The 21,374-nt window shown below is 70.7% G+C and carries 16 protein-coding genes; 10 read left to right on the forward strand and 6 right to left on the reverse strand.

Going from position 1 to position 21,374, the window contains the following annotated elements:
* The 3 genes from ADL01_RS07010 to ADL01_RS07020 all read left to right on the forward strand — a co-directional run.
* Positions 1 to 1,468 (forward strand): amylo-alpha-1,6-glucosidase (locus ADL01_RS07010; RefSeq protein ID WP_053741022.1); only part of this gene is annotated, 1,468 nt, incomplete at its 5' end.
* Positions 1,469 to 1,541: 73 nt separating this feature from the next.
* Complete coding sequence (locus ADL01_RS07015; protein ID WP_078960361.1) at positions 1,542 to 3,386, forward strand: RICIN domain-containing protein; 1,845 nt, start codon at positions 1,542 to 1,544, stop codon at positions 3,384 to 3,386.
* A 231-nt stretch (positions 3,387 to 3,617) separates the two neighbouring features.
* Positions 3,618 to 7,037 carry an RICIN domain-containing protein gene (locus ADL01_RS07020; RefSeq protein WP_324614582.1) on the forward strand — a complete coding sequence of 1,140 codons (3,420 nt, stop codon included), beginning with the start codon at positions 3,618 to 3,620 and terminating at the stop codon, positions 7,035 to 7,037.
* A 128-nt stretch (positions 7,038 to 7,165) separates the two neighbouring features.
* Here the strand turns inward: ADL01_RS07020 and ADL01_RS07025 are convergent, their stop codons facing one another.
* From ADL01_RS07025 to ADL01_RS07040, 4 genes are all read right to left on the reverse strand, one after another.
* Positions 7,166 to 8,320 carry a right-handed parallel beta-helix repeat-containing protein gene (locus ADL01_RS07025; protein ID WP_053741023.1) on the reverse strand — a complete coding sequence of 385 codons (1,155 nt, stop codon included), beginning with the start codon at positions 8,318 to 8,320 and terminating at the stop codon, positions 7,166 to 7,168.
* 146 nt (positions 8,321 to 8,466) lie between these two features.
* On the reverse strand, positions 8,467 to 9,639 hold the full coding sequence (locus ADL01_RS07030) for a Gfo/Idh/MocA family protein (protein ID WP_053741024.1): 1,173 nt from the start codon (positions 9,637 to 9,639) through the stop codon (positions 8,467 to 8,469).
* Between the two features lie 142 nt (positions 9,640 to 9,781).
* Positions 9,782 to 10,534, reverse strand: coding sequence for an MBL fold metallo-hydrolase (locus tag ADL01_RS07035; RefSeq protein ID WP_053741037.1), 753 nt, complete (start codon positions 10,532 to 10,534; stop codon positions 9,782 to 9,784).
* An 80-nt stretch (positions 10,535 to 10,614) separates the two neighbouring features.
* Complete coding sequence (locus ADL01_RS07040) at positions 10,615 to 11,205, reverse strand: TIGR03086 family metal-binding protein (protein ID WP_053741025.1); 591 nt, start codon at positions 11,203 to 11,205, stop codon at positions 10,615 to 10,617.
* 140 nt (positions 11,206 to 11,345) lie between these two features.
* Between ADL01_RS07040 and ADL01_RS07045 the strand changes: the two genes are divergently transcribed.
* The gene (locus ADL01_RS07045) at positions 11,346 to 12,617 is read left to right on the forward strand and encodes an MFS transporter (RefSeq protein ID WP_078960362.1); all 1,272 of its coding nucleotides are present in this window, start codon (positions 11,346 to 11,348) and stop codon (positions 12,615 to 12,617) included.
* Here ADL01_RS07045 and ADL01_RS07050 read toward each other — a convergent pair.
* Together ADL01_RS07050 and ADL01_RS07055 are read right to left on the reverse strand one after the other, a co-directional pair.
* Positions 12,554 to 13,726 (reverse strand): hypothetical protein, encoded by a 1,173-nt coding sequence (locus ADL01_RS07050; protein WP_053741027.1) that lies wholly within the window; start codon positions 13,724 to 13,726, stop codon positions 12,554 to 12,556. The genes ADL01_RS07045 and ADL01_RS07050 overlap by 64 nt on opposite strands.
* Positions 13,723 to 14,739, reverse strand: a complete 1,017-nt coding sequence (locus tag ADL01_RS07055) for a 5-dehydro-4-deoxyglucarate dehydratase (protein WP_053741028.1) — start codon at positions 14,737 to 14,739, stop codon at positions 13,723 to 13,725. Before ADL01_RS07055 ends, ADL01_RS07050 begins: the two co-directional genes overlap by 4 nt.
* Positions 14,740 to 15,004: 265 nt before the next feature.
* Here ADL01_RS07055 and ADL01_RS07060 point away from each other — a divergent pair, with 265 nt between their 5' ends.
* The 6 genes from ADL01_RS07060 (at position 15,005) to ADL01_RS07085 (ending at position 21,163) form a co-directional block, all read left to right on the forward strand.
* A complete protein-coding gene (locus ADL01_RS07060; protein WP_053741029.1) occupies positions 15,005 to 15,814 on the forward strand; it encodes an NAD-dependent epimerase/dehydratase family protein in 810 nt (269 codons plus the stop codon).
* A gap of 288 nt (positions 15,815 to 16,102) precedes the next feature.
* Complete coding sequence (locus tag ADL01_RS07065) at positions 16,103 to 16,873, forward strand: DeoR/GlpR family DNA-binding transcription regulator (RefSeq protein WP_053741030.1); 771 nt, start codon at positions 16,103 to 16,105, stop codon at positions 16,871 to 16,873.
* A 114-nt stretch (positions 16,874 to 16,987) separates the two neighbouring features.
* Positions 16,988 to 18,358 (forward strand): ABC transporter substrate-binding protein, encoded by a 1,371-nt coding sequence (locus ADL01_RS07070; RefSeq protein ID WP_053741031.1) that lies wholly within the window; start codon positions 16,988 to 16,990, stop codon positions 18,356 to 18,358.
* Complete coding sequence (locus ADL01_RS07075; RefSeq protein ID WP_053741032.1) at positions 18,355 to 19,302, forward strand: carbohydrate ABC transporter permease; 948 nt, start codon at positions 18,355 to 18,357, stop codon at positions 19,300 to 19,302. Before ADL01_RS07070 ends, ADL01_RS07075 begins: the two co-directional genes overlap by 4 nt.
* Entirely contained in the window at positions 19,299 to 20,177 is an 879-nt protein-coding gene (locus tag ADL01_RS07080) for a carbohydrate ABC transporter permease (protein ID WP_053741033.1), read from the forward strand. Before ADL01_RS07075 ends, ADL01_RS07080 begins: the two co-directional genes overlap by 4 nt.
* Complete coding sequence (locus tag ADL01_RS07085) at positions 20,174 to 21,163, forward strand: zinc-dependent alcohol dehydrogenase family protein (RefSeq protein WP_053741034.1); 990 nt, start codon at positions 20,174 to 20,176, stop codon at positions 21,161 to 21,163. Before ADL01_RS07080 ends, ADL01_RS07085 begins: the two co-directional genes overlap by 4 nt.
* Positions 21,164 to 21,374 lie beyond the last annotated feature (211 nt).

Here is a 21,374-nt window from a genome sequence, read left to right on the forward strand (position 1 = left end):
CGAGACCCGCGTCGAGGCGACACCGGGCCTGCTCAGCTGGACCGGTACGGCAGGACGCGTCGACCTCGCCTACGAGTCGCCGGACACCGTCCGCCTGCGCGGCACCGGTCTCGGTTTCGGGATCAGCGCCGCGGCACCGGCCCTGACCCCGTTCAGCGGCATCTACTTCTACCGCGACCCGGTGGACGGAGCCCACACGTTCACCTCCTACGAGACCGGCCGCCGCTACCGGATCACGGTGCTGTCCGGCACGGTCGCCGAGGTGTCGGGCTCCCAGGCCCTGGGCGCCGGTGACCGCGGGCTCACGGTCGCCGCCGGGGCCGACGGCTCGTGGGAGGTCGCGGTCGAGGAACTCGACAGCGCGCGCCGGCCCTACCGCACGTCGGCGGCGTTCGGCGAGGTCATGGAGGCCGCGCGGCGATCGTTCGCCGAGTTCGCCGACGCGGTCGCCCCCTGGCGCTCGGCGGACACTCCGGCCGCCGAACTCGCCGCGTACGTGGTGTGGTCGGCGACCGTACGCCCGGCCGGCCTGGTCACCCGCCCCGCCGGCAGCCCCGAACTGGCCTGGGACCAGTTCCATCTGCCCTTCGACCACCAGGACGAGAGCGGGGCGCTGCCCGACTCGGTCACCCACTCGGAGGTCCTCTACAACTTCGTCAAACCGCCCATCCACGGCTGGACCTTCGGCCACCTGCGCCGACGGCTCCCCGAGCCGCTCACCCCCGCCCAACTGAACGAGGCGTACGACAGGCTGACCCGCTGGACGGACTTCTGGCTCGCCGCCCGGCGCGCCCCCGGCGCCGAACTGCCCCACTACCAGCACGGCAACGACAGCGGCTGGGACAACGCCACCACCTTCGACCCCGCACGCGTGGCCGTCACCGCCGACCTGGCCGCCTTCCTCACACTCCAGCTCCGCGAACTCGCCCGACTGGCCACCGAACTGGACCTGCCGGACGAGGCCCGGCACTGGACCCGTACCGCCGACGCGACCCAGGCCGCGATGCTCGACGAACTGTGGACGGGAGAGCGGTTCGTGGCCCGCGGCGTCGACAGCACCGCGACCTGGGACAGCTCCAGCCTGCTGGACCTGATGCCGATGGCACTGGGCGAGCACCTGCCCGAGAACATCGGCAAAACCCTGGCCGCCCGGATAGAGACCCACCTGACCCCGTACGGCCTGGCCACCGAACAGCCCGCCTCCCCCCACTACCTCGCCGACGGCTACTGGCGCGGCCCGATCTGGGCCCCCGCCACCGTCCTCATCGAGGACGGCCTGCGCCGCGCCGGCCACCAGCGCCTCGCGGACGACATCAGCGCCCGCTTCCGCGCCCTGTGCGAGGCGCACGGCTTCGCCGAGAACTTCGACGCCCTCACCGGCACGGGCCTGCGGGACCGCGCCTACACCTGGACCGCCAGCAGCTACCTCCTCCTCGCCGAAGCACACGCCCACCGAGACAGCCGCTGACCGGCCGTCTCCCCACAGCCCCGGGACCTTTCCCGTCCCGGCACCCCTCCCCCGCTCACACAGGAGCCGCACCATGAAATCACCCTGGACACTTCCCAGACCCACAACCCGCACCCGACGCCGAGCGGCCTCGTCCGCAGTCGTCCTCCTGGCCGCGCTGGCCACGACCCTGGTGCCCGCCGGCCCGTCGCAGGCCGCGGACACCAGCGTCACCGTCGACTTCGCCACCGCCGGAGGCGCCCCCACCTACCGCGCCTCGGGCACCCTGTACGGGATCAGCCCCGACGGCTCGCTGCCGCAGGACCACTTCTACAAGGACATCAAGTGGCACTTCGAGCGGGCCGGCGGCGCCCAGCTCAACAACGGCGGCTACGCCACCAGCCTCGCCGCCTACCAGACCCGCTGGAACGCCACGCTCGCCCAGTACAAGCGCACCGCCGCCCTCGGCGGCACCTTCATCCTCCTCCCCCACGACCTGTGGGGCGCCGACAGCACCACCAGCCAGGGCTTCCCCGGCGACAACGGCGACTGGACCCAGTTCGACAACTTCGTCAACCAGCTCTTCTCCGACGTCAAGGCCAACCACATGACGGTCCAGTGGGACCTCTGGAACGAGCCCAACGGCCAGGGCTTCTGGCCCCGGCCGGAGTCCCAGTACCTCCAGATGTGGTCCCGCTTCTACGCCGCCGTCCGCGCCAACTTCCCCGGCCAGCTCATCGTCGGCCCCAGCTACTCCCAGCACCCCGAAAACAACACCTGGTGGCAGGCGTACCTGCCCTACGTCAAGACCAACAACGCCGTCCCCGACATCTGGAGCTGGCACGCCGAGGCCGGTGACCCCGTCGCCGACTCCGGCGTCATGGACAACCTGCTCTCCTCCTACGGCCTCACCAACACCCGCCCCTACCAGATCAACGAATACGCCACGCTCGCCCAGCAGAACCCCGGCGGCGGCGCCTGGTACATCAGCCGCCTGGAGCGGGCCGGCGCCGACGGCCTGCGCGGCAACTGGGCGTCGGGCACCAACCTGCACGACTACGAGGCCAACCTGCTCACCAAGAACAGCGCCGGCCAGTACCTGCCGCGCGGCGAGTGGTTCATGTACCGCTACTACGGCTCCCAGACGGGCAACATCGTCAACCTCGTCCCGGGCACCAACACCGACGGCGTCGCCACCAAGGACAACACCGCCAGGAACGCCAAGATCCTCATCGGCAGCAACGGCAACACCGGCAACGTCACCGTCAACCTCACCGGCCTGAACACCACCTCGGTCGTGGAGAACGGCAAGGTCCGCGCCGTCGTCCAGCGCGTCTCCAACGGCAACGGTGCAGCCGGACCCACCACCGTCTCCGACACCAACCTGACCGTCAGCAGCAACGCCGCCTCGTTGACCGTCCCCTACACCAACGCCGCGGACGGCTACACCGTCACCCTCCTCCCGCCGTCCAACACCACCGTCTCCACAGTCGCGGTCAGCGAGAACAGCGGCCAGTGCCTGGACGACACCAACCTCAGCACCGCCAACGGCACCCAGTACCAGCAGTACTACTGCGAGGGCGGCTACCAGCAGATGCTCGACCTCAAGCCGGTCAGCGGCAAGACCAACACCTACACGGTGGTCAACGAGCTCAGCGGCAAGTGCCTCGACGTCTCCGGCGCCTCCACCGCCGACGACGCCGCCGTCATCCAGTACACCTGCAACGGCGCCACCAACCAGCAGTTCACCCTCAACCCCGTCACCGCGCTCGGCAACAGCCAGGACTACCAGCTGGTCGCCGTCCACAGCAGCAAGTGCGTCGACGTCAGCAATGTCTCGAAAACGGCCGGAGCCAAGATCCATCAGTGGACCTGTGACCCCGCGAGCGCACTGACCACCAAGAAGAACCAGATCTGGCGCCTCCAGGGCATGGCCTAATGGGAGCTGTCGGGTCGTAGAGACTCGGTGCCGTAGCCGCCAGCAGGTGAGCACTTTCATCGCCTGGAGCACGTGACTTCTGTGGTCAGACCGTGCCCCTGCTGGTCGGCCGGAAGGCCAGACCGCTGATGGGGTGGCGTGCCCGCCGATTGGGGCGTGAGCACGGTTGCTCCCAGCACGGCTGGGAGCACCCACCTGGGCCGGCCTGGCTGACGCGCCCAGACGGACTTCATGAGCGACAGCTCCGGCTTCGCCGGGAACTTCGACGCCCTGACCGGCGAGGGACTGCGCGACCGCGCCTATTCCTGTACCGCCGGCAGCTACCTCCTCCTCGCCCGCGACCACCAGCGGCGCGGACACGAAGACCGCACACGACGCACGCGACAACCCACCCAGAGTTCCGGCACGGGGGCCGGCGCAGCAACCAGAGTCCTATCCCTGAAGGGACACAAGCACATGGCAAGAATCGGGCAAAGGCGCTCGACCACGAGACGCCTTCTCCACGGCGTCACCACCTCGCTGCTCTCACTCACCGTCGCAGCCGGCACCACCACGGTGATGGCGACTCCGGCCTCCGCCGCCACCCCCACTCTCACCGTCGATCTGGGCACCTCCACCGGAGCCTTCCGGGGCGGCGCCTCCGGGGCGCTGTACGGCCTGTACGGCCCGGACGTACCGACGAACAACCTCATCGCGGGGATGGGGCTGACGACCACCAACACCAAGTACCAGGACGGACAGCAGCACCCCGGCTCGGACGCCCTGGAGATCGCCAAGCCCTTCACCGACAGCGGCGGCGGGGACATCCTCATCTACATGACGGACGTCTACCGGGCCAACTACGAGCGCGAGAGCTACTCGGCCTACCAGGCGACCATGAAGACCCAGGTCGAGCAGGCGATGGCCAGCCCCTACGCGAGCCACGTCGTCTTCGTGCCCTACAACGAGCCCGACATAGGCTGGTTCAGCGGCATGCGCACCAACTCGTCGACTCTGGCCGCCTTCAACTCGGAGTGGCGCCAGACCTACAACTTCATCAAGGGCATCTGGCCCGCGGCACGACTGGCAGGACCCAACCTCACCAGCTACAACTCCTTCGCCTTCAACGGCTTCCTCAGCTACTGCAAGGCCAACAACTGCCTGCCCGACGTCGTGACCTGGCACACCCTGGGCAGCCCGGCGGACGTCCGCAACACCGTCAACGCCTACCGCGCGGCGGAGACCGCCGCGGGGATCACCTCCCCGATCACCGTCAACCTCAACGAGTACGCGCACCGCTACCACCTGACCGACCCCGGCCAGATGGTCCAGTGGATCGCGGGCCTCGAGGACTCGAAGGTCGACGGCAACCTGCCGTACTGGAACATCAACGGCAACCTCGGTGACTCCGCCGCGGCCCAGAACACCCCCAACGCCCAGTGGTGGCTGTACAACTGGTACAGCTCCATGCGCGGCGGCAACACCGTCAAGGTCACCAGCACCGGGGCCAACGCCGCGTACACCCTCCAGGGCGTGGCCGGCCTGGACACGGCCAAGAAGCAGGCGCGCGTCATCCTCGCCGGGGGCGGCACCAGCGGCGCCTCCGACACCGTCATCAAGAACATCGACCCCGCCGTCTTCGGCAGCACCGTGCACGTCAGCGTGTTCCAGGACCGCTACAGCGGCTACCTCGGCTCTTCGGCCACCCCGACCCGGCTCTCCGACGCCGACGTCGCCGTGGGAACCGACGGCTCGATCACCGTCCCCATCGCCCTCGACGCGATGTCCGCGTACCAGGTGATCGTCTCCCCGGGCGGCACCGGCAGCGCCACCGCCTCCGACGCCACCTGGACGGGCACGTACGAGGCCGAGAACGCCACGCTCAGCGGCAGCGGCTACAACATCAACACCGAGGGCACCACCGCACACGTCGACAAGTTCGCCACCTCCGGCACCAAGGACGTCGGCGGCCTGCGCACCGGCTCGACCACGGTGATCTCCTTCCCCGTCTCCGTCCCCACCACCGGCGACTACGACCTGTCGGTGTTCGGCAGCAGCTACGCCAAGGACGCCGACGTCAAGGGCCCCACGAACGTGTACGCGCGGGTCGACGGCGGCGCCTCCACCAGGATCGACGTCCCCGTGGGCTTCCAGTGGGTGGTGTGGGGGCACAGCGAAGCCACCGTGCACCTGACCGCCGGCAGCCACACCATCACCCTGGCCACCACCGGTGACAACGGCGCGAAGACGGTCGGCGACGCCCTCGTCGACAAGATCGACCTCCGGTACAAGGACGCCGCCGTCCAGGGCACCACGCTCTACGAGGCCGAGCAGGCCAACCTCTCCGACAGCGGCACCGCCACCTACGCCTCCCAGGGTCAGTCCGGCGCGGGCGCGGTGAACCTCACCTCCGGCAAGTCCGCGACGTTCTGGGTCTACTCCGAGCGGGACGGCTACGCGGACCTGACGGCCCGCTTCCGCAACACGGGCCAGGCCGCCCTGACCGTCAACGGCAAGACCGCCGACGACCAGACCCTCTCCGGCGCGACGACCGGTGCCTGGTCCACCTCCGCCAACCGGGTGTACCTCAACGGCGGCGTCAACAAGGTCAAGGTGACCGGCGCGAGCGGCACTCTCGCCCTGGACAACCTGGCCGTCACCCCGTTCAGCGCCACCGACGCCGTCACCACCGGCAACGTCGTCACCTACCAGGCCGAGAACGGCACCCTCACCGGCACGGCGGCCGCCGACACCACCTACAGCCAGGCCAACGGCGGCGTCGTCACCGGCATCGGCAACGGAACCGCCAACTCCCTCACCCTCAACGTCAACGCGCCCGCGGCCGGCACGTACGCCATGACCATGCGCTACGCCAACGCCGAGGAACTGCCCTCCAACCACTACAACCCCGACCTGTACGCCGAGCACGCGGACGTCAGCGTCAACGGCGGCAACGCGACCCGCGTCAACTTCGCGAGCACCCTGGACTGGAACCAGTTCGAGGACTACACCGTCCCCGTCACGCTCGCCAAGGGCGCCAACGCCGTCAAGTTCACCGCCTCACAGCTGTTCAACTGGGACGGCACCACCATCGGCAAGGTCTACTCGGGCGGCGGCACCGACATCGGGCAGCCCATGCGGTCCAGCTCCGCGCCGCACCTCGACCAGATCTCCTTCGCACCCTCGAGCCTGCACATCGGCGCGCCGGCCGGCTTCTCCTCCACGGCCGTCGCCCAGCACAGCGGGCTCTGCCTCGAAGACCCGGCCAAGTCCTCCACCGACGGCACGCAGTACCAGCAGAACACCTGCGGCAGCGGACAGGAGCAGACCTTCGACTTCCACCCCGTCACCGGTACGGCCGACACCTACACCCTCGTCAACCACTCCAGCGGCAAGTGCCTGGACGTCAGTGCCCTGTCCACGGCCGACGGGGCCGCCGTCCAGCAGTGGACCTGCCTCGGCGCCGCCAACCAGCGGTTCACCCTCAGGCCCGTCACCGCGCTCGGCAACAGCCACGACTACCAGCTCGTCGCCGTCCACAGCGGCAAGTGCGTCGACGTCAGCACCATATCGACGGCCCCCGGCGCGAAGATCCACCAGTGGACCTGCGACGCCGCGAGTGCCCTGAGCACCAAGAAGAACCAGATCTGGCGCCTGCTCGGCAAGAACTGATCGGCGGCAGTGCCTCGCGAGAGGGCCACGACACCCGGTCGTGGCCCTCTTCGCGTGCCCAGCGGACGCGGCGCCGAGCCGCCAGATCCTTCTGTGCGGTACGTCAGTGCGATACGTCTGTGCGTACCTCAGTTCATGGTCGACCCGATGGCCGTGGAGCCCACCGTCAGGAAGGTGGTCGCCGGCAGCGCCCCGTCGGCCCGCCGGGCGCCGTAGGCGGTGGTCGCGTCCGTCGACTTCAGCGCCGGCGTGGGGACGCCGCCGTCCCAGTTGTTGGCCGCCGAGACGGCGGACGCGCCCAGCTTGGACAGGGCGCCCTTGTTGCCCACCGAGAGGTTCCTCGTGAGCCGTGCCGTGCCGGTGGCGAAGGAGAAGCCGGTGCGGGCGTTGCCGTACGCGGTGTTGCGGTCGAGGACGATCGCGCCGGCGTTGGAGTTCTCCGTGAAGCCGTGCCGGTTGTTGTCCCAGGCCGCGTTGTTGTTGACGACATGCGCGACCGACGCGCCTCCGCCGCCCAGCTTGAAGCCGTTGCCGTTGCCCTCGAACGCGGCGTCGTGCCAGCGGTTCCTGCCGTTGCCGAAGGCCCAGGTGTGCTCGATGGTGACGGGGGTGGAGAACTGCCAGAGGTCGATCCCGTCATCCGCGTTGTCGTAGAGGCGTGCCCCGGTGATCCTGTTGCCGGTGCCGGAGCCGAACTTGATGGCCAGACCGTCGGCGTTCCGGCCGTGGCCAGCCGGGTCGTAGTTGAGGTAACTGTCCAGGTTCTGCACGAGGTTGTCGCTGGTGCCGTCGCCGCGCAGGGTGAACCCGGAGTCGCCGTTGCGCGCGGTGACGAGGTTTCGGAAGATCCCGCCGACGGACGAGGTGACGACGAGGCCCTGGGCCGGGGAGTTCTGGAAGGTGAGGTTCTGGACGGTCCAGTGGTCGCCGTATATCTCGGCCAGCCAGGAACCGGCGGGCAGCTTGGAACCGTCGATCCGCACCTTCTCGGTGCCGTACGCCTGGAGGGTGATCGGCGCCGAACTCGTGCCGTCCGCCGTCGACTTGAGCGTGGCCGTCGGATAGTACGTGCCGGCGCGCACCTGGATGACGCTGCCCGCCGCCGCGCTGCGCACCGCGGCCTCCAGCTGGGCGGTGCTGGACACCGTGACCGTGGCGGCGGCAGCGCTCGCTCCGTCGGTCGAGAGGCCGCGGTACACACCGCCCGCACCGGAGGCGAGGGCCACCGCCGCGGCGATGGAGAGGGTGCGGGTTCTGCGGTGACGGCCGGTGCCGATGCGCACGGAGCGTTCCTTTCTCGGGGCTGAGCTGTGGTGGTCCCAGGGCATGAACCGGGCTGCGGCCTCGATGAGGGGGGGTCGCAGCCCGGCTCTGCTCTCTTGTCGCCACCCGGCCGAAAAGGGTTGCCGTGGTCCGTACGAAAGGAACCTCAGTTCGTCGCCGAAGCCGTCCAGGGGGCGCCCAGCTCGGAGTAGAGGCAGAGGGTGTCGGCGGCCTCGGCGACGAGGCCCTCGATGCCGGGGACCACTCGGCGGCGGGTCTCCCCGGGGGCGAACTCCCAGGTGTCCGACGGGAGTTCGGCCGGGTCGGGGGCCTGCCGGATCGCCTCGACGACTCGCATGAAGGCGCCCGTCTCGTCGGGCGCGACCAGCAGTTCGGCGCCCTCGGTGAGGTGGTCGACGAGGTTCTCCAGGAGGTCGGTGAGGCCGTACTCGTACTCCTCCGGGTCGTGTCCCGTGCGCTGGAGGAGCACGCGGTCCTGCTTGTACCAGAAGGTGATCCGGCCGCCGGTGCCGTGCACGAGGACGTACGGGTCGTCCGGGTGCTCGGCGCACAGGGTGGCGGCGACGGTGACCGGGACGCCGTTCACCGTGGAGACGCGGACGCACGACGTGTCGTCGGACTCGATGTCGTTGGCGCGCAGCAGCTCGGTCTCGATGCCCGTGACGTCCTCGGCGCGGGTGGCGCCGCTGAGGGCGAGCCCGGTGGCGACGGCGTGCGCGAGCGGGTTGGTGAGGGCGCCGTCGATGACGTCCACGCCGTTCAGCCTGCGCTTGCCGGCCCAGGGAGCGCGCCGGTAGTACGCCTCGTCGCGCGCCCACGCGCCGGCCCCGCCGACGCCGGTCACGGTGCCGATGGCGCCCTTGGCGATCAGTTCCCGGATCGCGGGCACGGCGTGCGAGCCCAGCGACTGGAACCCGATCTGGCAGGCGACCCCGGCCGCCGCGACCCCGTCGGCCATCCGCCGGAACTCCGCGTACGACGGCGCCGGCGGCTTCTCCAGCAGCAGGTGCACGCCCTTGGCGGCGGCGATGAGCGCGAGGTCGGTGTGGGTGGGGATCGGGGTGCAGATCACGGCGACGGCGGCGCCCGTGCAGTCGAGGAGGGCGCCGAAGTCGGCGGACTGCTCGGGCGTGCCGAGGCCCTCCAGCTCCTCGTCGGTCAGCGGGGTCAGCTCGCAGACGCCTGCCAGCCGGACGAGTCCCTTGTCCTGGAGCCGGCGGATGTTCGCGAGATGCCAGTGCCCGTGGCCGCGCGCTCCCGCGAGCACCACCGGAACCGGGGTGGCCAAACGAATGGGTGCCGTCGGTGTCGTGTTCATGTGCGCCTCCCTGCGCCGGCGCCGCGTGCCACCTCTCGGTCGGCCGTACCGGCGCTGATCTTTGTGTGCAGAGTAGGCGTCCGGCCGACGTCGGCTGTTTCCCGGCGTTCATGGCGGACCGGGTGGAGTGGGGGCTACGCGATCAGATGAGCTTCGTGGTGCCTTCGTACGCGCTGTCGGTGGGCCCGCCGAAGACGGCGGCGGCGCGGTCGGTGGCCGCGTCGACGGTGAGCGTGGGACCGACATGGGTGACGAGCAGGGAGGCGGCCCCCTTCGCGTACGCGCCCGCGTCCTCCGGTGTCAGATGCACCTGTTCGCCGTCGCCGTCGTCGTGCCGGTCGATGTCCGCCTCGCACAGGAACAGGTCGGCGCCCCGGGCGAGTTCGGCGAGCGCGTCGCAGGGTCCGGTGTCACCGGAGTACGCGAAGACCTTGCCCTGCGACTCGGCGCGCAGCCCGTACGCCTCGACGCCGTGCGAGACGGCACGCGTCGTGAGGCGCAGGTTCCAGTGGCGGACGGTGTGGCCGTCGTACAGCGGCCTGAAGTCGAGGATTCCGCTGAGGAAGAAGAGGTTGGACTGCCCGAAGAACCCCGCGATCCGGCGCGCGCACTCGCGGGGCGCGTAGACGGGGATCGGCGTGGGCGGGGTCAGCCCGCCGAACGCGAAGCCGTAGACGGCGGCGAGCAGATCGGCGTTGTGATCGGCGTGCAGATGGGAGATCCAGATCGCGGTGAGGCGGGCGGGGTCGGTGTGCCGTTGCAACTCCGCGAAGGTGCCGGGGCCGGCGTCCACCCACACCTCGGCGCCGCCGCCCCGCAGCAGATAGCCGGAGCAGGGGCGTCCGGGTGCCGGGTGCGGAGAGGCGGTGCCGAGGACGGTGAGGCTCAGGGGCATGCCCGGAGCGTACGGGGCGGCGCGGGCGGGCGTACGGGGATTGGCATGCCGTGCGGACGGGGGCCACCGCCCGCTCCCGGTCACACCGTGGTCCACCTGGGATCCCGGCCGCTGAGCCCGATCACCCGGTCCAGCAGCGGCGCGTCGTCCGGCACGGGAACGACCGGGCCGAAGATGCCGGCCCCGCCGCTCTGCTCGACCGCGGCGGCCAGGAAGCCGTGGGCCATCTCCACGGCGGCCGGATCGGGCTCGTACTCCTGGCCGGTGGCGCGGGCCAGATCCCAGCCGTGGACGACGAGTTCGTCGACCGCGACGGCTGCGGCGACCGCGCCGGGCAGGGGCACGCCACCCGCACGGGTCTCGCCGGTCCAGGCGGCCGGGTCGCGCCAGGCGTCGGCGAGGTCGTCGAGCGCCTTCGGCAGGGTCTCGCGCCAGTCGGCCGCGATGTCCGGCACGACGGAGCCCGGGCTGGTGTCCGTCGTCGCACCGAGGTCCTTGCGGGCGGCGTCACGGAAGGCGACGGCCAGCCCGGAGACATGCCCGAGCAGATGGCGCACGGCGTATTCCGGACACGGCGTCCCGGCCGCGAGCTGCTCGTCGGTCACCCGCTCCGCGAGCCGGGCCACCGTCCGGGCCTGCGGTCCGAGGTCCAGGATCGTCTGGTCGGTCATCGGTCTCTCCTCAGCGTGGTCGGTCCTACGGGTGCAGACCGCCGCCGTACGCGAAACTCATCGCCCGCCCCTTCCCGAGCGCGCTTCTAAGGCACCCTCCCGATCCCCGCGCCCACCCCTTAGCCCCACGATGACCAGGCATGACGACGCAAAAGACAATGCGAGAGGCAACGCGAAGGACGACTCGGAACCGGCCCCTGGTCCGGGTGCTGCGCGACCGCGACGCCGGGCTCCTTCTCGCCGGGGTCGTGGTCTCCGGCTTCGGTACGTCGGCGCTGTGGCTGGCGTCCGGGATCTGGGTCAAGGACCTCACCGGCTCGGACGGCCTGGCCGCGCTCTGCCTGTTCGCGATGTGGGCCCCGAGCCTGGCGGGCCCACTGCTGGGCACCCTGGCCGACCGCGCCCGCCGCAAGCCGCTGCTGATCCGCACGAACCTGACGCTGGCGGCCCTGCTTCCGGCCCTGCTCACGGTCGGCTCCGTGGACCGCGTGTGGATCCTCTTCGCCGTCCTGCTGGTGTACGGCGCGGTGGGCGTCGTCCAGGACGCGGCCGAGGCGGCCCTGGTCGCGACGGCTGTCGACGCGTCGCTGCTGGGTGACTTCAACGGCCTGCGCATGACGGCGAACGAGGGCATGAAACTGGTCGCCCCGCTGGCCGGTGCGGGGCTCTACGCGGCGTACGGCGGCCCGAGCGTGGCCCTCCTGGACGCCGTCACGTTCGCCGTCGCCGCCCTCCTGTACGCCTGTCTGCGCGTCCGCGAGAGGACCCCGGCGCCCCCGGCGACCGGCTGGCGCACCCGGACCGCCGAGGGCGCCGCCTTCCTGTGGCGGCACGACCGGCTGCGCCCGCTCGTGCTGGCGGGCGGCGCCGCGATGCTCCTGTCGGGCCTCGGCTCCGCCACTCTCTACGCCGTCGTCGAGGGGCTCGGCCACTCCCCCGCGTACGCCGGTCCGCTGTACGTCCTCCAGGGCGCCGGCTCGGTGGCGGTCGGCCTGGCCTCCGGCCCGCTGCTGCGGCGCCTCGGGGAGCGCCGGTTCGCGGCGTACGGGATCGCCCTGACCGGCGCCGCCATGGCGCTGCGGGCGGTCCCGGCCGACCTCGCGGTCCTCGGCTCCGGCGTGGCCGCCGGCATGGGTCTGCCGTGCGCCCTGATCGCGGGCCTCACCGCCGTACAGCGGGAGACCCCGAAGGAGCTGCTCGGCCGTACGGCGGCGACCGCCAACACCCTGATGTTCGCGCCCACGGCCGTCGGTCTGGCCGTGGGCGCGGCGCTGGTCGAGCTCGTCGACCACCGACTGCTGCTCGCGTCGTGCGCCCTCGCTCTGCTGCTGACCTCGGTCGCCCTGTCTCAGCGCCGGGCGAGCGCGTCCCGTACCGAGTCCAGGTCGGCGTCGGATGCCAACCCTGCGTGATAGAGCCGCAGTTCGGTGGCCCCGAGGCCGGCCGCACGCTTCGCGTCCGCCGCGAGGGTGCCTGGGCTGCCGCCCATCCCGGAGACCACGACGAAGTTGGCGGCCAGGACAGCGCCGCTCCCGCCCGCGCCGCCCGCCTCCGCGAACGGCGTCAGCAGGCCCGCCCCGCCGGTGCACGGCACCACCACACCGTCCGCGACGGACAGGATGTGCGCGGGGTCCACGCCCGGGTTGGCGCCGACGTGGTACGAGACGGGGTCGGCGTGCAGCACTACCTGGAAGCCGGCCGGGGCAGCCGCCCGGACCGCCGCGACGGCCGCCTCCTGGAGCGTGCGGGCCGTTTCCTCGCGCCACGCGCGCGTGAGGCCCGCTTTCTCGTCGCCGAGGGCCTTCTCGACCCCGGCCCACCCGCCGTGATCCGGCTCGCCCCGCCAGAGCGGCTCCAGCGCGGCGCGTACGGTCGCCGCCAGCTCGTCGGGGCCCAGGCCCCGGCCTTCGTACCCCGCCCGGCAGGAGGGACAGAAGCAGAGCGCCATCAGATACTGGCCGGCGTCGCCGAGCCCGATGGCACCGGTCTTGTCATGGGCGTGCAGATGCGTGAGCCCGTACCAGCCCAGCGACTCCAGTTCCGTACCGCGCGCACCGGGCCGGACGGCGGCCTCGGCGGCGAGATCGACGAGGTACGCGCGCGTGGCGGGTTGTGCGATGCAGGGCGCCCACGGGTAGCGGTCCCCGTAGGCGTTGACCACGGAGGTGTCCGGGTGCTCGGCGCCCAGGCGGGAGCTGTGGGCGAGGACGACCCAGGTGTGCACGTCGAGGCCCGCGTCGGCGAGGGCGCCCGCTGCCTCGCCGTACGCGTCACCGGGGGCCCAGGATCCGGCGGCGTAGGGCCGCAGTTCGCGGCCCGTCCAGCGGTCGTCGGTGGGGTAGAGCACGGCCGCGTGCTCGGCGGTGACGATGCGGTGGCGCGGGTGGCGGGGGGTCAACGCGCGCGTGGAGTGGTACGCGGAGGCGAGGGTCACCTGTTCCACGCCGAGCGCGGCGATCCGCCGGGCGGCGTCGGGGTCGCCGTTGACGTCCCAGGGGTAGACGAACGCGGACGCCTTCACATGCGCTCCTCGGACTCGGAATCGGACCAGGAATCAGCTTCTGCCCCCGTACCCACCGCACCCGACCCCACCCCGAGCAGCGCGTGACCGCGCTCCACGAGCCGCGCGAGCCGCTTCACATGCTCCTCGGCCGGCTCGTGCAGCGGTGGCCGGACCTCCCCGACGTCGAGCCCGGTCTGTCGGACCCCGGCCTTGACCAGGGAGACGGCGTATCCGCGCCCCTGCGCCCGCAGCTCGACGAACGGCCGGTAGAAGCCGTCCACGAGCCGGTTCACGGTCTCGTCGTCGCCGGTGTTGAGCGCCCGGTGGAAGGCAAGCGCGATCTCGGGCGCGAAGCAGAAGACGGCCGACGAGTAGAGGCCGACACCGATGGCGCGGTAGGCGAGGCCGGTCAGTTCCGCGGTCGGCAGCCCGTTGAAGTACAGGAAGTCGCCGGGCACCTCGGTGCGTACGGCGCTCACGATCCGCTGCATCAGGTCCAGGTCGCCGAGCCCGTCCTTGAGCCCGATGATGCCCTCGGTGCGCGCCAGTTCGACGACGGTCCCGGGCGTGAACACGGCGTTGTCGCGCTGGTAGACGATGACCGGCAGGGCGGTGGCCGCGGCCAGCTCCCGGTAGTGCCGCAGCAGTCCCTCCTGCCCGGCCACCACCAGATACGGCGGCATGGCGAGCAGCCCGTCGGCCCCGGCCTCCTGGGCGAGACGCGCGAAGCGTACGGCGAGTGCGGTGCCGTACCCGGCGCCCGCGACCACGGGTACGCGCCCGGCGGTCTCCTCCACCGCCGCCCGTACGCAGTCCTGGAACTCCTCGGGCGTCAGCGCGTGGAACTCCCCGGTTCCGCAGACCGCGAAGACGGCCGCGGCCCCCGCCTCCACGCCTCGGCGCACATGCGTGCGGTAGACGTCGAGGTCGAGCGAGCCGTCGGGGCCGTAGGCGGTGACGGGGAAGAACAGCGGACCGCTCGGGACAGTGAGTCGCGTGGCAAGGTCGGCGGCGAGGGGGGCTGGCGTCACGGAGGCTCTCCCTGGGGCATGCAGTCGTGCACGCTTCTGATTCACGTCTACATTTCTGAACAGTTTCACGCTAAGGGCCCACCACTGGGCGGGTCAAGCCGACCGACGGCCAACCAGGCGACAGAATCCGCAGGTCTACGTCACCTACGTCACACTTGACGGCACAGACCACCCCTCCCTAGCGTGTCCACGGATGTGAATTCCGTACACGCACACGGTTGCCGCATCAAGGAGACCCCGCCAGGAGCCCCAAGGAGACCCGAGGATGCCCGCTCCCCGCACCGTTCTGCTCACCGGCGCCGCCGGCGGACTCGGCACCCTGATGCGGGACCTGCTCCCGGCCTACGGCTACGAACTGCGCCTGTTCGACCTGCTCCCCGTCGAGGGCGCACCGGACGCGATCACCGCGGACCTCGCCGACAGTGCGGCGCTGCGGGAGGCTGTGCGGGGCGTCGACGCGATCGTCCACCTCGCGGGCATCTCCCTGGAATCGACGTTCGAGAAGATCCTCAGGGCGAACATCGAGGGCACGTACAACCTGTACGAGGCCGCACGCGAAGAGGGCGTCGAGCGCATCGTCTTCGCCTCCTCGAACCACGCGGTGGGCTTCACCCCCCGCCCCCAGGGCACCGATCCGCTGATCCCGGTGGACACCCCGCGCCGCCCGGACACCTTCTACGGCCTCTCCAAGTCCTTCGGCGAGGACCTGGCCCAGCTCTACTGGGACAAACACGGCCTGGAGACCGTCTCCGTCCGCATCGGCTCCTGCTTCCCCGAGCCGACCACCGTGCGCATGCTGTCCCTGTGGATGAGCCCCGCCGACGGCGCCCGCCTCTTCCACGCGGCCCTGACCGCCCAGAACGTCGGCCACACCGTCGTCTACGGCTCGTCCGCCAACACCCGCCTGTGGTGGGACCTGACCACCGCGCGGGCCCTCGGCTACGAACCGCAGGACAACTCCGAACCGTACGCCGCGAAACTCATCGCCGCCCAGGGCGAACTCCAAAACGACAACGAGGCCCACGCCTACCTGGGCGGCCAGTTCGTCACGGCCCCCCCGATCTGGCCGCACTGAGCAATCGGGCACCGAACGGACCCCCCGCAAGCATGTCCGGGCATGGACCGCGTCCTGATCGCAGGCGCGACAGCGCCACGATCAGGGGCGCGGGGAACTGCGCGACCAGCCACAACGGACCGGCAGCCGCGCCGCAACCGCACAGACCGAGCTCGTGGGCCCGCTCCGCCCGAACGGGCACACGCAGGCACGATCACCCTCGTAACAGACCTGGCCACCACCCCGCCCCCGCTGTAGAACTTCCCCCACAGGCCCGAACGGACAAGCGGCAGGAAGGCGGGTGACCCCATGACCACCAACACCGCCGAAGACCGCCAGCGGCACATCGTCCGCACCGCCCGCGCCACCGGCTCGGTCGACGTGACCACGCTCGCCGCCGAGCTGGGCGTGGCCAAGGAGACCGTACGGCGCGATCTGCGCGCCCTGGAGGACCACGGCCTCGTCCGCCGCACCCACGGCGGCGCCTACCCCGTCGAGAGCGCCGGTTTCGAGACGACCCTCGCCTTCCGCGCCACCAGTCATGTGCCCGAGAAGCGCCGGATCGCCGCCGCGGCGGCCGACCTGCTCGGGGACGCCGAAACGGTCTTCGTCGACGAGGGATTCACCCCGCAGCTCATCGCCGAGGCACTCCCCAGGGACCGGCCGCTGACCGTGGTCACCGCGTCCCTGCCCGTCGCGGGCGCGCTCGCCGAGGCCGAGAACACCTCGGTCCTGCTCCTCGGCGGCCGGGTCCGCCCCGGCACCCTCGCGACGGTCGACCACTGGACGACGAAGATGCTGGCCGGCTTCGTCCTGGACCTGGCCTACATCGGCGCCAACGGCATCTCCCGCGAACACGGTCTGACCACGCCCGACCCGGCGGTCGGCGAGGTCAAGGCGCAGGCGATCCGGGCATCGCGGCGCACGGTGTTCGCGGGCGTGCACACCAAATTCGGGGCGGTCAGCTTCTGCCGGTTCGCCGACATCGGCGACCTGGACACGATCGTCACGAGCACCCTGCTGCCCACGGCGGAAGCACACCGCTACGCACTGCGAGGACCGCAGATCATCCGCACCTGAGCCCCACCTCGACCCACCTTCCCCCTTCCCCCCAACTCACCCACCCCACTCCCCCGTCGAGGGCATCCCGCTCCCCGGCGTGCCCTCGTGCCCCCATACCTCCAGGAGCGATCCATGCGAACCCCGAGCCGACGGAGGCCGCGAGTCACGCTCGCCCTGGCCGCCGCAGGGACGCTGCTCGCCCCGCTGCTCTCCGGCTGCTGGGCCGGAGCGGGCGGGTCCGGTTCCGGCGGCGACGCCGTCAACGTCCTGATGGTGAACAACCCGCAGATGGTGGAGCTGCAGAAGCTCACCGCGGCCCACTTCACCGAAGACACCGGCATCAAGGTCAACTTCACGGTCCTGCCGGAGAACGACGTCCGCGACAAGATCAGCCAGGACTTCGCCAACCAGGCGGGCCAGTACGACGTGGCGACCCTCTCCAACTACGAGATACCGATCTACGCCCGCAACGGCTGGCTGCGCGAGATGAACACGTACGTCGCCAAGGACAGCGCGTACGACGAACGGGACGTCCTCACCCCGATGCGCCAGTCGCTCACCGGCGACGACGGGAAGCTGTACGGCCAGCCCTTCTACGGCGAGTCGTCCTTCCTGATGTACCGCAAGGACGTGTTCCAGGCGAAGGGCCTCACGATGCCCCCTCACCCCACCTGGACTCAGGTCGCCGACCTGGCGGCGAAGGCCGACGGCGCCGAGCCGGGCATGAAGGGCATCTGCCTGCGCGGACTGCCGGGCTGGGGCGAGGTCATGGCACCCCTCACCACGGTCGTGAACACCTTCGGCGGCACCTGGTTCGACAAGAACTGGAAGGCGCGGCTCGACTCCCCCGAGTGGAAGCGGGCGGTGACGTTCTACGTCGACCTCGTCCGCGCCCACGGCGAGTCCGGCGCCCCCCAGGCCGGCTTCGCCGAGTGCCTCAACAACATGACCCAGGGCAAGGTCGCCATGTGGTACGACGCCACGTCCGCGGCCGGCTCCCTGGAGTCCGCGAACTCCCCGGTCAAGGGGAAGATCGGCTACGTACCCGCCCCCGTCGAGAAGACGGCGTCCGCCGGCTGGCTCTACACCTGGGCCTGGGGCATCCAGAAGGCCTCCCGAAACCCCGACGACGCCTGGAAGTTCGTGTCCTGGGCGTCCGGCAAGCAGTACGAGCAGTTGGTCGGCGACAAGATCGGCTGGTCCAACGTCCCGGCGGGCAAGCGCGCGTCGACGTACGAGAACCCCGCCTATCGCCAGGAGGCCGCCGCCTTCCAGGAGACGACGAAGGAAGCCATCGAGGGCGCCCGCCCGAACGACCCCGGAGTACAGCCGCGCCCCGCGCCCGGCATCCAGTTCGTCGGGATACCCGAGTTCACGGATCTCGGCACGAAGGTCTCGCAGGAGATCAGCGCGGCCGTCGCCGGACGCCAGTCCGTCGAGTCGGCCCTGAGGAAGTCCCAGAAGCTGGCAGAGGAGATCTCCGAGGAGTACGAGGGACGATGACCGCGACCACCACAACACCGACAGCCACCGCACCATCCGTACGCGCCCCACAGGGCCGCCCCCCGAGCGACCGACTGCGCGCCTGGGCCACCCGGGCGCCACTGCTCCCCGCCCTGATCTTCATGATCGCCGTGACCCAACTCCCGTTCGTGGCCACGCTGGTGATCTCGTTCTTCGACTGGAACGCGCTCTATCCGAAGGCCCGTCACTTCACGGGCTTCGCCAACTACACGGAGGTCCTGACCGACGCGGACCTGCGCCAGTCCGTGTGGACGACGGTCCTGCTCACGGCGGCGGTGGTCCTGGCCAGCCTGGTCCTGGGCCTGGCCCTCGCGCTCCTCCTCGACCGCCGCTTCCGTGGCCGGGGCATCGTCCGTACGCTCCTCATCGCGCCCTTCCTGGTGGTCCCGGTGGCGGCGGCCCTGCTCTGGAAGCACGTGCTCTACAACCCCGAATACGGCCTGCTCAACGGCCTGTTGCACTACGTGGGCGGCCCCCAGCCGGACTGGATCTCGAACACCCCGCTGCTCGCGGTGGAAGCGTCGCTGGTCTGGCAGTGGACGCCGTTCATGATGCTGATCCTGCTGGCGGGACTGCAGAGCCGCGACCAGCAGCAGATCGAGGCGGCGAAGGTCGACGGCGCGAACGACTGGCAGATCTTCCGCCATCTGACCCTCCCCCACCTGCGCCGCTACCTCGAACTCGGCGCCCTGCTGGGCTCGATCTACATCGTCCAGAACTTCGACGCCGTCTTCACGATCACCTCGGGCGGCCTGGGCACGGCGAACCTCCCCTACACCGTCTACCAGAGCTTCTACCAGGCCCACGAGAACGGCCTCGCCTCGGCGGCCGGCGTCCTGGTGGTCATCGGCTCGATCATCATCGCGACCTTCGCGCTGCGCGTGGTGTCGTCCCTGTTCCGCGAGGAGGCGTCCCGAGCATGAGCGCCACGCCTGAAACGACAGATACGGCAGAAACGGCGGTACGCGTACGTCCGCGCCGCACCCGAGGAGCGGGCCTGGGCCTGCTGGCCTGGCTGGCGGGCGTCCTCTTCTTCCTCCCGATCGCGTGGATGGCCCTGACGTCCTTCCACTCGGAGGAGGACGCGGCGACCAACCCCCCGTCCTTCGGCGCCGCGCTGACTCTCGACGGCTACCGCGAGTTCTTCGGCACGGGAGGCGGCGCGAGCCCCTGGCCGTCCCTGATCAACTCGACGGTGGCGTCACTGACGTCGACCCTGTGCGTCCTGATCCTGGCCCTCCCCGCGGCGTACGCCCTGGCGATCCGCCCAGTGCGGAAATGGACGGACGTCCTGTTCTTCTTCCTGTCGACGAAGATGCTGCCGGTGGTGGCGGGCCTGCTCCCGATCTACCTGTTCGCGAAGAACACGGACCTGCTGGACAACATCTGGCTGCTGGTCATCCTCTACACGTCCATGAACCTGCCGATCGCCGTGTGGATGATGCAGTCCTTCCTCTCCGAGGTCCCGGTCGCGATCATCGAGGCGGCAAGGGTGGACGGTGCGCGCCTCCCCACGGTCCTGACCCGCGTGGTAGCCCCGATAGCCCTCCCCGGCATCGCCGCCACAGCCCTCATCTGCTTCATCTTCAGCTGGAACGAGCTGCTGTTCGCCCGAGTACTGACGGGGGTCGTGGCGGAAACGGCCCCCGTCTTCCTCACCGGCTTCATCACCAGCCAGGGCCTGTTCCTGGCGAAGGTGTGCGCCGCGTCGCTCGTCATCTCCCTACCGGTGCTCGCCGCGGGGTTCGCCGCCCAGGACAAACTGGTCCAGGGCCTGTCCTTGGGAGCCGTGAAGTGAAGGCAGCCGTCATCGAGTCCGTGGGCAAGGCCGTCGTCACCGACGTCCCGGACCCGACACCGGGCCCCCGCGAGGTCGTCGTCGAGGTCGCGGCCTGCGGCCTGTGCGGCACCGACCTGCACATCCTCCAGGGCGAGTTCGCCCCCACGCTGCCGATCGTGCCGGGACACGAGTTCGCGGGCGAGGTGGTGGGCGTGGGTACGGCGGTGACGGAACTGGCGGTGGGCGACCGGGTCGCGGTGGATCCCTCCCTCTACTGCCACGAGTGCCGCTACTGCCGCACGGGCCACAACAACCTCTGCGAGCGGTGGGCGGCGATCGGCGTGACGACAGCGGGCGGCGCGGCCCAGTACGCGGTCGCTCCCGTCGCCAACTGCGTACGTCTGCCCGAGCACATCCGTACCCAGGACGCGGCGCTGGTGGAGCCACTGTCGTGCGCGGTACGGGGGTACGACGTCCTGCGTTCCCGCCTCGGCGCCCACGTCCTGATCTACGGCTCGGGAACGATGGGCCTGATGATGCTGGAGCTGGCCAAACGAACGGGCGCGGCGAGCGTCGACGTGGTCGACATCAACGCGCAACGCCTGTCCACGGCCCGGTTGCTCGGCGTATCCGGCTCGGCGACGAACGCGGACGACCTGGACCGTCCGCAGGGCTGGGACGTCGTCGTGGACGCCACGGGCAACGCGGCGGCGATCCAGGACGGCCTGGACCGGGTCGCGAAGGCGGGCACGTTCCTCCAGTTCGGCGTCGCCGACTACGCGACCCGGGTCACGATCGACCCGTACCGCGTCTACAACCAGGAGATCACCATCACCGGATCGATGGCGGTCCTGCACAGCTTCGAACGCGCGGCGGAACTGTTCGCGGCGGGTGCCCTGAACCCGGAGGTGCTCATCAGCGACCGCCTGCCACTGGCCAGCTACCCGCAGGCGCTGAACCAGTTCGCGTCGGGCACGGGCCGCAAGATCGTGGTGATCCCGTAGGGAACCTTCCGCCCCAGCTTCCTTCCCACCCACCAGCCCGCACCGCTTCTCCAGCCCAGGCCCAGGCCCCTCAGCCCGCCCGGCGTCCGACGACAAGCTCCTCCCGCCCAGGTCGTGTTTCCCACCCACCCACCGGTTTGCCGCACCCATCAAGCCCAGGCCCGCACCCTCAGCCCGTCCGGCGTTTGAGGACAAGGCCCGTTCAGGGCCG

Source organism: Streptomyces sp. NRRL WC-3618 (assembly GCF_001280005.1).
Classification (GTDB): Bacteria; Actinomycetota; Actinomycetes; order Streptomycetales; family Streptomycetaceae; genus Streptomyces.